Origin of the sequence: Flavobacterium sp. (assembly GCF_004211145.1) — a bacterium.
Classification (GTDB): Bacteria; Bacteroidota; Bacteroidia; order Flavobacteriales; family Flavobacteriaceae; genus Flavobacterium.
In genome coordinates, this window is sequence record NZ_SEBS01000003.1 from 159,023 (window position 1) to 171,145 (window position 12,123).

The window sequence follows — 12,123 nt, forward strand, 5'->3', positions numbered from 1 at the left end:
TTATTATTTTACTGATACAAAGTTGGGGTAGAAAGTTGAGGAAAAAATTAACTTGGGTTAAGAAGTGCAAAGTGCGAAGTACAAAGTACAAAGTGCAAAGTACAAAGTACAGAGTACAAAGTATAAAGTATTGCGAAAGCGGCAGACATCTGGCCTTTGTACGCTGCGCTGTGCACCTTGCACTACCTTCCAACCAACCGCTTCCTAATCCTGCTCAAACTAGGGCTTTGAATCCCCAGATACGACGAAATATGGTACAGAGGAATGCTGTTGAAAATCGTCGGGTGTTGCGACATGAGATCCAGATAGCGTTGTTCGGGGCTTAAAAATAAAAAATCTTCGGTGCGACGGATCGCCATGCTGAACGCGGTTTCAGCTATGCGTCGGCCGAGGCGTTCCCATCCGTGAGATTTTGTGTAGAGTTTTTGTAAATCGTCGATATGGATGTACAGTATTTTCGACGCCGTCATCGATTGCGTATAATAGTTACACGGCGCTTGGGCGATGAAACTCTGGAACGACACCACGATTTGGTGTTGCGAAAAGAAAAATACGTTCTTTTCCTCGTCGGATCTGTCGTCGACATAGTACGTCCTGAAAACGCCCTCGATAATGAAACCCAAATACTTGCACACGTTCTTGTATTCGTTGTAGAATTCGCCCTTCTTAAATTCGCGATATTGCCAGCAGCCTTCAGACAGCGCAAATTCTTCAGGCGTCAATCCCGCGAACTGCTGTAAAGCCGCGCCGAGTATGTCGTGTTCATCCATCATAAAACGATATTATTTACAGGCGTTATCGCGGTCGGGATGTTTTCTTCGTCGAGCATTTCGCGCAGGTCGATCTCAATCGTTCGGCTCATGTTGGCCATCGGGATGTCGTTGGGCCCGCCTTCGAAAGGATTTTCGGTCGCTTCACCCACGCGGTCCATCGATGTGAAAACCCACGACACGATCATGCTAAACGGAATCGCGAACCACGCGCAATCGGGATGGATACGGGCGAATTCGCCTAACATTCCCATCGGCAACAAAATCACGAACATCCACACGAAAAACAGCGTGATGCTCGCAAACTGCCTCGGGTATGGAAAGTTTTTGATACGCTCGCATTTGCCTTGCTGTTCGTAGAGATTCGCGAGCATATTTTCGAGTTCGATATGTTCAAGCCCACCAATCGCGTCTTTTTGTCGCAATTCTTTCAGGTGCTTCGATTGGAGTGCGATGACTTGCGTGGCGCGGTTTTTCTTTGAAAGTACATAGTGAAGTTCATCGGCCGAAAGGTATTTTTTGAGTTCATCCTCAAGTGGGATTTCCCATTCCGGAACAGAATAAAACTTTCGATATTCCTTGAAATGCGCGCGCCCCGAATTTTCCCAAGTCCTCGGTTCGCGCAATTGATAACGCAAAGCCGTGAGCCACGCGCAATGACGAAGCATGAACTGTTGATGGACCGATTTGTCGACCTTGATGAAATCGCGCGACAGGATTCCCCACGAACGGCTCGAGTTTACGATCGCGCCCCAGATCTGACGCGCTTCCCACAGACGATTATAGGTCTGCGTATTCTTGAACCCGATGATAAAAGCGGCCGCAGTCCCGACCATCGCGATCGGAACCCACGGAAGCGCGACCCAATGGATGTTGAATATTTTATACAACACGGTCGGAATCACGGCCAAAACGAATAGCCAATAGATGTCGCGTCGCGTCCAAATGAGGAATTCTTTGAGTTTGTAGCGTTTTCCCGTGTGCATGTTAATTAAAAATTAATGAGTTATAATCGATACTCAGTGATTTGAAAATGGGTGTTTTAGGCGGAGGAGAGCGAGATTGCTCAACAGGATCGGGACTACGATAACGGCACCTTTTAAATCGCCATGAAAAATCTCAAGGCCGATGATCAATAGAATACCTGCGGCCATCAGGAAATTTCCGCCGACGAATATCTTGGGGAAAATAACCAGCAACGCGCTTGCGATCGTGCTGATGCCGTTGATGAAAACCGAGGTTTTGCTCCATCCGAACCGGCCGAAAAATCCCAACATCCCGAATTTGCCCGACGTCACCGCCAAGCCTTGCTTAAAGCCCGTGAATGCAGCCGCGAGCAATATAATATCGCTGATAATTTTTAGGATCATGTCGTTTCGGTCGGTGAATGTTAAAAATAACGGATTCCCGCCGAACTATCTAATTATCAGTGAGAATTTGCGCGCCGAGACAACTCTGAGGAATCGCGAACGCGTCGACCAAAGGCACAGCGTCCTGCCTGATATCCCAACACAATTGGTTCACGAGCTTTCGGATCGCCTTTGTTTTCGCGCTTTCCATGTAGCCGTCCTCGAGATACCAACCCTTGTGTCCTTCTATGAGCGACAACGCGAACAATTGGGCGAGCTGGACGAGTCGGTTTTTGATATCGGCATCCGAAACGGTTGTGATAAACGCATGATATTGTTCTAGGATTACGCGTTCGAGATACGCATTGGCGACGTCCATCATCTGATGTTGGGCGACGTTGAACGCATCGTAAGCATCCATTCCGCCGTCGATGAGTTTTTTCAAACGCCTTGCCGCCGAAGCCAGTATCGTTTTTTCACGGTAATAAAACGCTTGCAGATGGAACTCGAAATCACGTAGATGCGCCTCGTCGGTTCGCCTGGTGATGATCGGATTTTTCTCGGAAACTACCGTCTTGGCATTTTCATACACATACGTGATCATGCCGCCGACGTCGAGTTTTCCGAATTCCTTCCTGAACACCGACAATCGATTCTTGGCGACCAATTGCATCAAGACCGTATTGTCGCCTTCGAATGTCGTGTAGATTTCAGTGTCGTTTTTTAAGGCGTCGATGCGATTCTCGGACAGATAGCCTTTCCCACCGATGGCTTCGCGACATTCCTGCAACGCATCGCGCACCGTCCACGTCGTATAGGCTTTCATTCCCGCGGCGAGTGCTTCGATTTTCTGCATTTCGTCTTCGGTCCGGTTGAGGAATCGGTTCGTGAGATGGCGCAACGTGAAGTGAAGCGCATAGCTTTTTGCGAGATACGGGAGAAGTCGGCGTTGGTGCATGCGATAGTTCAGGATCGGGACTTCGGAACCGCCTTCAGGCCCGAACTGTCGGCGTTGGTCGCTGTATTTTATCGCAATCGTAAGTCCTGATTTCATCGCCGATAATGCCGATCTCGGGATTCCGATTCGGCCGCCGACCAACGTGCCCAGCATCGTAAAAAATCGTCGGTTGTCGCTCGGGATCGGGCTTTCGAACTCGCCGTTTTCATTTACCGACGCGAATCGGTCGAGCATGTTTTCTTTGGGAATGACGACATCGTGGAACGAGATCGTGCCGTTGTCGACGCCGTTCAGTCCCATTTTGTGCCCGCAATCGCCGATTTCGACGCCGTCCGCGATTGTTCCGTCGACATTTCTGATCGGAACGATGAACGTATTCACACCGTAATCTTTCCCGTCGATGATGAGTTTCGCGAAAACCGTCGCCATCTGACCGTGTTTCGCGGCGTTGCCTATATATTCTTTCTGCGCTTTTTTATGTGGTGTCTTGATGACGAACGTCTTGTTCGAATGATCGTACGTCGCCGTCGTCTCAAGGCCTTTTACGTTCGATCCGTGATGCATTTCGGTCATCGCGAAACAACCCGGAAGTTCGAGCGAACCGATTTTTTGGAGGTATTCTTCGTGGTGTTTTTGAGTTCCGAGGAAATATACGCTCATTCCCCAAAGCCCGAACTGTACGCCGAACTTGATTACGAGACTCAAATCGTGATAACTCAACGTTTCCATGATCGCGAAGTAATCGCGCATGTTTCCGCCGCCTCCGAATTCGGTTGGAAAAGCCATGTTTCCGAGATTTTCGTCGGCTAATATTTTACACCATTCGAGCACTTTTTCGCGGTAAACGTCAACGTCGGTCGAGGTTTCGTACGCAAAATCACGTCGCGTGATGACGGCTTTTACTTTTTTGATGATGTCCGATTCATCGCCTTCGAGCAACCTCGTAAGTTTTTCGATATCGAATCCATGAACCGTGTCGTGCTTTGCCGTCAGCGTATTTTCGCCGGTTCGGAACGACAGCAGGATTTCCTCACCCAGAATCCCCAATTCATTTTCGAGCTGTACGAATTCGTTTCGGGCATTCGCGAATCCATCGGAATTCCCGGACAACGCAAGCGACAGCGAAAAAAGTGAACGCAACTCGGGATTTTTTACGAGTTCCGAATGAATCGTCGTTTTCCACGCAGCTAATTCCTCTCGCGACGGCGGGGCCGAAACATCGAGTTTCGAAAGCAATTCGCTTTTACTTGAATCCGACAACCAACTTTGGGACGAAATGAATCCACGTATGATTTCGTGTTCTTTTTGGGTGAGTAAGTCGTCGGACCAGGCGAGGTAGAGGAGCGGGAGGAAAGATTGTTGGTTGTTGTTCATTTGTTCATTTGATTTTGTTCATTTGAATCGTTGTCTTCCGTCGGAAAATCTTTTTTTGAGAATGTAAAACACAATAGTTCATTCGGTATGATTTCAAATCAACAAATGAACAAATGAACAATTTTCACGACTGCCATTTCCGCAAAGCCGCCAACGCCTGCCTTTTAACCTTATCCTTCAGAAACGACGTGTTCCCGAGCAGCCAGCCCGTAAGACCGAACGCTTGTCTGTTCCATTTGTAGAAGTCGAAATGGTCGTCGTGCGTGAAGATCAGCCCATCTTTGAACGTGAATTTGGCTTCGATGTGGTTTACGATCTTGCGGTTGGTTTTTGAGAAGTCGTACGAAGCGACCCATTTTGCGGAACCTTTTTCATTGTCGGCTGAAATTCGAGAAAATTCGATCACGAGATTGCCTTTGCTGCGCGAGATCAGCATGCGCCACATATCGGCGGCGTCCTTTCCATGGAGTTTCCCGAAAACGGGATCGCTGAACGTCACTTCAGGATGATAGCAACTTGCCATGGTTTCAGCCTCGTGCTCGGCAAACGCGGCATAAAATTCTTCAATGAGTTGTTCGTGCGGATTCATTCGTGTCTTTTTCTAAAGTTACGAAAGAATTTCAAATGCGGCTAACGAGAATGACTTCGTTGTGGTCTTCGACGCGCGGGATGAGCTCGATCCGGAACTCCTTTCGAGGGAAATGCGAGATGTATTCTTCGTTCCTGTCGTTGTGGTCGCCATTGAGCGTCATAGTGTTGAACAGGATCACACCCTTTTCGGCGAGTAGGAAACCGACGCGGTTCGCGAAGAATTTCTCGAACAAAAAATTGGGCATGACCGTATCCTGGAAAACGTCGATGATGATAAGGTCGTATTTTTTTTTGGTTCGCAACACGAATTCGAACGCATCGTCGATGATGATCTCGAGGTTCGGGATTTTGTCGAGTTGGAAATATTGGTTGGCGACTTTGATGATTTCGGCATCGATCTCGACGCCCGTGATATGCCCTTTGCATCCGATTTCGTCGGTGAGCGTTTTGATCACGCTTCCGCCGGCCACGCCCAATACGAGGATTTCCTGCATGGCTTTGACCTTTTTGTATCCGATGGTTTTCAATCCGCGCCTCAACACGCGCTGCAAGCTTCCGTACGAATAATTCGTGTTCTTGGAATCGAGTACGAGCTCGCCGTTAGCCCATGTGATTTCGATGGTTTTACTGACCGACGATTTACGTGAGTGGATGTTTATGGGGAGAATGTAGCTGAGGATGCGGCGGAACATGGGGTGGTTAGGCGGTTAATCGGTTAATTGTTGATTCGTTGATTTGTTGATGTGTTGATTTGAGTTATTGCCTTCCGTTGGGAAAGTTGGTTTTGATTGGTGTGAGAAACGCTGCGGCTTTAAGGCGATTTACGGATCAACAGTTTCAAAAATAATCAATTTGTTTGTTTGTCGATCGGCGACTTGAAAATGTACTGCGCTTGCTGTAATTCTCAGTTGCTTAAAAATTGATACTATCGTCGGAAGACATCGACCTCAAATCAACAAATCAACAAATAAACAAATCAACGATTTTCGACAACAAAAAAATTAACATACCAAAAAAAACCACAACAAACCTTCCTACGTAAATAACCCCAGAGACGATACTCAAACCGCTCTTTTGCGGTTCGTAAATAATTTTTGTGTTTGTTTTATTGGTTCTGAAACCCCTGTTGCCCTAAACTACGGGGGTTTCTATTTTAATAGAGTTGCGTACTTTTGCGGGAAACCACGCAATAATGGATTACAGGCAACTCTTCGACCAATACAAGGAATCTTCACTTCACGGACGTTACATCACGCTCGACGACATCGCGCCTTTGCTCAAGAAACGGCAGGATCGCGTAAAGATTTTCGGCAAGTCGGTCGATGGAAAACCATTGCTTTCCTATTATAAAGGTAGCGGAAAAACCAAAATCCTATTGTGGTCGCAAATGCACGGCAATGAAACCACGGCGACGAAGGCGTTGTTCGACCTGTTTAATTTGCTTGAGGCTGACGACGAGTTGTCCAGGCGTTTGCTTTCGGAATTTACATTCTGTTTCGTACCGATGCTCAATCCTGACGGAGCGTTGAAATACACTCGCGAAAACGCAATCGGCGTTGATTTGAATCGGGATTTCCACGATCTGTCGCAACCCGAAAGCCGCGCGCTCACGGAACTCTTTGAAAGTTTTGAACCGGATTATTGTTACAATCTTCACGACCAGCGCACGATTTTCGGTGTCGGAAATACTGGAAAACCGGCTACGATTTCGTTCTTGGCGCCTGCGTACAATCATGATCGCGACATGAACAAGACGCGCGAGAAAGCCGTTTCTATAATCGTTTCGATGAACGACGCGCTGCAACGACTCATTCCCGGACAAGTCGGGCGGTTCGACGATACGTTCAACATCAATTGCGTGGGCGATAATTTCCAGTTTCGCGGCGTACCGACGATATTGATCGAGGCCGGGCATTTTCAGGAAGATTACGATAGGGAAGAGACGAGATTTTACTTTTTCGCGTCGCTGCTTTCGGGTTTTTCGCATATTTACGAAAACGATATAGTTGATAACGTTATTGAGAAATATTTAAATATTCCTCAAAATATGGTTGTTTTTTTTGATTTTGTATACAAAAATATCAAGATAAATTATGACGGTAACGAAAAAATTACGAATTTTGCGGCTCAATACAAAGAGGAGCTTGTAGGTAATTCCCTCTTTTTCAATGCCTACTTGGCGCAAGTGGATGATTTGGAAAACCATTTCGGACATGTAGAGTACGATGCAGAGGAAAGAATTTTTTCAAGCGATTCGGGAAATATTCCTGAAATTGGGCAAAAAGCAAATTTTTCTATCGGAAATGATGTTAAAATTGTTAATGGCTTAAAAAAAATGTAGCGTTTACGTTTTTTTATTAAGGAAAAAATATTTCATTTGTATTAACACAAAATATAAGACCGATAAAATACAAATACAAAAATTATGAGCAAGTTTCGTTTAGATGAAGTTGATCACCAGATACTGGACATGTTGATCGATAATACAAGAGTTCCATTTACCGATATCGCTAAAAAATTGCTTATTTCAGCCGGAACCGTTCACGTGCGCGTGAAGAAAATGGAAGACGCCGGGATCATCATGGGATCTTCACTTACGCTTGACTACGAAAAGCTTGGTTATTCATTCATCGCTTACGTCGGGGTTTTCCTCAACAACACGTCCCAGACCAAATTCGTTTTGGAGCGCATCAACGAAATCCCTTTCGTGACGGTCGCTCATGTGACGACAGGAAAGTTCAACATCTTCTGTAAAATCCGTGCGAAAGACACGAAACACGCGAAAGACGTGATCTTCATGATCGACGACATCGAAGGCGTTTACCGCACCGAGACGATGATTTCACTCGAAGAAAGCATCAACGACAAGAAACGTCTGATGCACACGATCTTTAAAAACATGTAATCAATACGTTACGATTTATACAAACCCCGGCCATTCGTCGGGGTTTTTTAGTATCTTAAAGCAAAAAATCCAAGCCATGTACACGCTTCCAAAAATCGAGCGATTCAACCGCAGTGTCCTTTCAAAATACAACGTTTACAACAGCGTTTTCCTGACGCTTCCGTTCGACGCGATCGACAATACGGGTTCGCTCTTGCCTTTATTTACCGAGGTTTGCGAGAAAGGATTCGCCAATCAGGAATCGCCTGAGCAGATCGTTAATTTCTTTGTCGAAAAATATCTCGATGCACCGTCAGAACAGGAACGAATTGATCTGATGTTCCGATTCATCCAATATGTCGAACGCCAAATCGTATTATTCGACGCGATCGAAGATGCCGCGTTTGAAGAAATAAACAACCTCGAAGGAACAGGTTCGATGCGCGAAATCCGCGATAAGGCGGAAGCGACCGGAAAACGTGAAGAACTTACGGAATTTCTCGACAGTTTCAACGTCCGAACCGTATTGACAGCTCACCCGACCCAATTCTATCCCGGTCCTGTTTTGGGGATCATCACCGATCTGACCGAAGCCATAAAAACGGACAACCTATACGAAATCAAACAATTGTTGTCGCAACTCGGGAAAACGCCCTTCTTTAAAAAGGAGAAACCGACGCCGTTCGACGAAGCCGTGAGCCTGATCTGGTATCTTGAAAATGTATTTTACGATACGATTGGCGAGATCGTGAATTTCATCTGCCGAAACATTTACCAGGGAGAAAAAATAAACGGTTCCATTTTAAGCCTTGGGTTCTGGCCCGGAGGCGACCGCGATGGGAACCCGTTCGTGACGACTGAAATCACGAACAAAGTCGCTGACCGTCTGCGCACTTCAATACTCAAATGTTATTACAACGATATCCGAAAACTCAGGCGAAAACTCACGTTCGCGAAGGTCGACGTAATGGTTACCGACGTGGAATCGAAATTATATCGCTCGGTCTTTTATTCCGAGGGGGAAATTTTCATCACTCAGGACGAGTTCAGGAAGACATTGCTCGAGATCCGAAAAATAATCGTGAGCCAGCACCAATCGCTGTATCTTGGTGAATTGGATTCGCTGCTCAACAAACTCAACGTATTCGGGTTTCACTTCGCGACGCTTGACATCAGGCAGAACAGCAAAATCCACAACGCTGTCATAAAAGATATTTTCGACACGCTCAAGAAAAGTGATCCCGAGTCATTTCCCAAAGAATATTTCGACCTTGAGGAAAAAGACCGCATCGAAGTCGCGACGAACCTCCATAAACGATTGAAGCCCGACGCTTTTTCGGACGAAATGACACAACAGACGCTGCAATCGATCTATGCGATGAAAAACATACAGGAACGAAACGGCGAGAAAGGTTCGAACCGCTACATCATCAGCAATAACGAGAGCGCGCTGAACGTAATCGAGACGCTTGCGTTGTTCCAGCTCAGCGGATGGGAAAATCCGAGCGTCGATATCGTTCCGCTTTTCGAGGCCGTCGATGATTTGCGCAACTCCGACAAAATCATGGAAACGCTGTACACGAATCCCGATTACGCCGAACATCTTAAGCGCCGAAACAACGTCCAGACGGTCATGCTCGGTTTCAGCGACGGCACGAAAGACGGCGGTTACCTCATGGCGAACTGGAGTATTTACCTTGCCAAGGAAGCGATCACGGCCATGTCGCGCAAATATGGGATTGAAGTGATTTTCTTCGACGGACGCGGCGGACCTCCGGCTCGTGGAGGCGGAAAGACGCACAAATTTTACGCATCGTTGGGTTCGGACATCGAAAACAACGAAATCCAGATTACGATCCAGGGACAAACGATCAGCTCGAATTTCGGAACGTTCGATTCTTGCCAGTTCAACCTTGAAAACCTGTTGAGCGCGGGAATCAGCAATCGCTTGTTCGACAAGGGCAAAAACGATTTATCGGCTGGTGACAAAACGCTGCTCAGCGATCTCGCCGAAATCGGTTACAAGAAATACATCGATTTTAAGAACCATCCCGAATTCATTCCGTTTTTGGAACAGATGAGTGCGCTCAAATATTATTCGATGGTCAACATCGGCAGCCGTCCCGCCAAACGAAACAAAGGCGACAAGTTGAATTTCGGCGATCTGCGCGCGATCCCGTTCGTGGGTTCGTGGAGTATGTTGAAGCTCAACGTTCCGGGATCTTTCGGCGTCGGAACCGCTTTGAAGGAGTTCGAGAAATCGGGCAAATGGAACGACGTGCAGGAACTTTACGACCGTTCTTTATTTTTCCGTACGTTATTGGAAAACAGTATGATGTCGTTGGCTAAGTCGTTTTTGCCTTTAACTGCATATATGAAGGACGATCCCGAATTCGGAGCGTTCTGGCAGGTCATTTATGACGAGTTCGCGCTCACCAAAGAAATGCTTCTCAAGATTGCGGCACACAAGGAACTCATGGAAAACTATCCCGATGGAAAAGCGTCGATCGCCGTCCGCGAGCACATCGTAATGCCGTTGCTCGTGATCCAGCAGTATTCGCTTCAGCGCATAAACGAACTTCAAAAAGAAGCCAAACCCGACGAAAAATTGATCGCGACGTATGAGAAACTCGTAACGCGCGCTCTTTTCGGGAATACTAACGCCGCCAGAAATTCAGCCTGATGAAACCAAGCCAATTAATGCCCGGAGAATATCCGGCCTACCAAAAAACGTATATCGATACGGTCGAAGAAATCGATCTGATCGAAGAGCTTGAAATTTCGTTGCACCGATTCATCCGTTTCGCGAGAGAGATTCCGATGGAAAAATTCGATTACCGATACGCGCCCGGGAAATGGACGATCAAGGAAATAATCCAGCACGTCATAGATTGTGAACGCATCTTCGCGTATCGCGCGTTGGCCTTCGCCCGAAACGACAAAACGCCTTTGCCGGGATTCGAGGAAAATGATTACGCCGACGCGAGCGACGGAAATTCGCGTCATTTGAATGCGTTGCTCACCGAATTGTCTGAAGTGCGCCAATCGAACATCACGCTGTTCAAGAGTTTTTCAGATGAAGCTTTGTTGCGCATTGGCAACGCGAACGGGAATCCGAATTCGGTACGCGCTTTGGGTTTTGCGATCATCGGGCATCAGAATCACCATCAGAAGGTTTACGAGGAAAGATATTTGAAAGAAGTTTAGGGTTTAGAGTTTAGAGTTGATGCAAGTAGGTTGAGACAGCGTTTTTTATTCGCGTTTTGGAATCGATTCGTGAAATGACAACGTACTAACCCTAAACCCTAAACCCTAAACCCTAAACCCTAAACCCTAAACCCTAAACTCTAAACCCTAAACTCTAAACCCTAAACCAATAAACTCTTCCATTTCAACAATTTTTCTTCAAACTTCATCGTATTCGCCGGACTCGTAGACGGCATCACGAATTGAGGCAGTGGAATCGTGTTTCCAAAGGCTTTCGTGAACAAGCGATGGCTTTCTTTTCCATTAAAGAAAATTGCTTTGATGTTTGGGTTTTCGGCGAGCAATTCGGGGATTTTATTCGGAACCGAATTCTTGATGTTCGTATCAAGGCTTCCTTCGCGTTCGCAGGTTTCGAGTACATCCCAGAGCGCGATGCCGTTGTCGATCAGCAATTGTTTGCGCGATTCGAAATCAGGTGGAACGGGCAATTCCGCGAAAATTGAAAACATGATTTTCCAGAATGCGTTTTGCGGATGCGCGTAGTATTGTTGCTTTTGCAGCGATTGCACGCCGGGCATTGTTCCTAGGATTAGAATTCTGGAATGTTTATCGGCTAATGGAGGAAAAGAGCAGATCAAGTATTTTATTTTTACAATTAAGAGATTTGAGAAAAGTTAAGAAAAACTCGTCGAAAAAAGCAAGCCTTAACCAACCTTAACTATCTTAATTGTTAAAAATTTCCGCAGCGACAATAAAATGAAAGCTTCGAAATTTTCATCGGCGCGACCAGAGAAAACACAAAGCAAGTATTTTTTTTTACAGTTAAGATAGTTGAGAAAAGTTAAGAAAAACGCATCGAAACAAGCAAGCGTTAACTAACCTTAACTATCTTAACTGTTTGAAATTTCCGACTTGACAATAGAATGAAGGGCACGGAATTTTATCGACGATAAAAGCAACCCTCGTATTTATTTCTATCATTAAGAAATT

11 protein-coding genes are annotated in these 12,123 nt (G+C 46.2%); 4 read left to right on the top strand and 7 right to left on the bottom strand.

Annotated features, from left to right (window positions below; all coding sequences use genetic code 11):
• Positions 1–182: 182 nt before the first annotated feature.
• The 6 genes from EOO50_RS02530 to EOO50_RS02555 form a co-directional block, all read right to left on the bottom strand.
• Complete coding sequence (locus EOO50_RS02530) at positions 183–773, bottom strand: Crp/Fnr family transcriptional regulator (RefSeq protein WP_290837570.1); 591 nt, start codon at positions 771–773, stop codon at positions 183–185.
• The gene (locus tag EOO50_RS02535) at positions 770–1,756 is read right to left on the bottom strand and encodes a bestrophin family ion channel (RefSeq protein WP_290837572.1); all 987 of its coding nucleotides are present in this window, start codon (positions 1,754–1,756) and stop codon (positions 770–772) included. Before EOO50_RS02535 ends, EOO50_RS02530 begins: the two co-directional genes overlap by 4 nt.
• A 33-nt stretch (positions 1,757–1,789) precedes the next feature.
• Entirely contained in the window at positions 1,790–2,140 is a 351-nt protein-coding gene (locus tag EOO50_RS02540) for a hypothetical protein (protein ID WP_290837574.1), read from the bottom strand.
• Between the two features lie 49 nt (positions 2,141–2,189).
• Positions 2,190–4,451, bottom strand: a complete 2,262-nt coding sequence (locus tag EOO50_RS02545) for an acyl-CoA dehydrogenase (RefSeq protein ID WP_290837576.1) — start codon at positions 4,449–4,451, stop codon at positions 2,190–2,192.
• A 124-nt stretch (positions 4,452–4,575) separates the two neighbouring features.
• A complete protein-coding gene (locus tag EOO50_RS02550) occupies positions 4,576–5,040 on the bottom strand; it encodes a nuclear transport factor 2 family protein (RefSeq protein ID WP_290837578.1) in 465 nt (154 codons plus the stop codon).
• 31 nt (positions 5,041–5,071) lie between these two features.
• Positions 5,072–5,734: a fused MFS/spermidine synthase gene (locus EOO50_RS02555; protein WP_290837580.1), complete on the bottom strand. Its 663-nt coding sequence runs from the start codon at positions 5,732–5,734 to the stop codon at positions 5,072–5,074.
• A gap of 500 nt (positions 5,735–6,234) precedes the next feature.
• On the opposite strand from EOO50_RS02555, the gene EOO50_RS02560 reads away from it, so the two are divergent.
• The 4 genes from EOO50_RS02560 (at position 6,235) to EOO50_RS02575 (ending at position 11,133) form a co-directional block, all read left to right on the top strand.
• Complete coding sequence (locus EOO50_RS02560; RefSeq protein WP_290837581.1) at positions 6,235–7,383, top strand: M14 metallopeptidase family protein; 1,149 nt, start codon at positions 6,235–6,237, stop codon at positions 7,381–7,383.
• Between the two features lie 84 nt (positions 7,384–7,467).
• Positions 7,468–7,947 (top strand): winged helix-turn-helix transcriptional regulator, encoded by a 480-nt coding sequence (locus EOO50_RS02565; protein WP_091140893.1) that lies wholly within the window; start codon positions 7,468–7,470, stop codon positions 7,945–7,947.
• Positions 7,948–8,023: 76 nt separating this feature from the next.
• Positions 8,024–10,609, top strand: coding sequence for a phosphoenolpyruvate carboxylase (locus tag EOO50_RS02570; protein WP_290837587.1), 2,586 nt, complete (start codon positions 8,024–8,026; stop codon positions 10,607–10,609).
• Positions 10,609–11,133: a DinB family protein gene (locus EOO50_RS02575; protein WP_290837589.1), complete on the top strand. Its 525-nt coding sequence runs from the start codon at positions 10,609–10,611 to the stop codon at positions 11,131–11,133. Before EOO50_RS02570 ends, EOO50_RS02575 begins: the two co-directional genes overlap by 1 nt.
• Positions 11,134–11,294: 161 nt before the next feature.
• Here EOO50_RS02575 and EOO50_RS02580 read toward each other — a convergent pair whose 3' ends face one another.
• Positions 11,295–11,771, bottom strand: a complete 477-nt coding sequence (locus tag EOO50_RS02580; protein ID WP_363331696.1) for a DNA-deoxyinosine glycosylase — start codon at positions 11,769–11,771, stop codon at positions 11,295–11,297.
• Positions 11,772–12,123: the final 352 nt, after the last annotated feature.

What these genes read in the sequence shown, in the direction of transcription:
- EOO50_RS02550 (WP_290837578.1), bottom strand. Translation starts at nt 5,040, where the DNA reads ATGAATCCGCACGAACAACTCATTGAAGAATTTTATGCCGCGTTTGCC.
- EOO50_RS02570 (WP_290837587.1), top strand. Translation starts at nt 8,024, where the DNA reads ATGTACACGCTTCCAAAAATCGAGCGATTCAACCGCAGTGTCCTTTCA.
- EOO50_RS02565 (WP_091140893.1), top strand. Translation starts at nt 7,468, where the DNA reads ATGAGCAAGTTTCGTTTAGATGAAGTTGATCACCAGATACTGGACATG.
- EOO50_RS02535 (WP_290837572.1), bottom strand. Translation starts at nt 1,756, where the DNA reads ATGCACACGGGAAAACGCTACAAACTCAAAGAATTCCTCATTTGGACG.
- EOO50_RS02575 (WP_290837589.1), top strand. Translation starts at nt 10,609, where the DNA reads ATGAAACCAAGCCAATTAATGCCCGGAGAATATCCGGCCTACCAAAAA.
- EOO50_RS02545 (WP_290837576.1), bottom strand. Translation starts at nt 4,451, where the DNA reads ATGAACAACAACCAACAATCTTTCCTCCCGCTCCTCTACCTCGCCTGG.
- EOO50_RS02540 (WP_290837574.1), bottom strand. Translation starts at nt 2,140, where the DNA reads ATGATCCTAAAAATTATCAGCGATATTATATTGCTCGCGGCTGCATTC.
- EOO50_RS02560 (WP_290837581.1), top strand. Translation starts at nt 6,235, where the DNA reads ATGGATTACAGGCAACTCTTCGACCAATACAAGGAATCTTCACTTCAC.
- EOO50_RS02555 (WP_290837580.1), bottom strand. Translation starts at nt 5,734, where the DNA reads ATGTTCCGCCGCATCCTCAGCTACATTCTCCCCATAAACATCCACTCA.
- EOO50_RS02530 (WP_290837570.1), bottom strand. Translation starts at nt 773, where the DNA reads ATGATGGATGAACACGACATACTCGGCGCGGCTTTACAGCAGTTCGCG.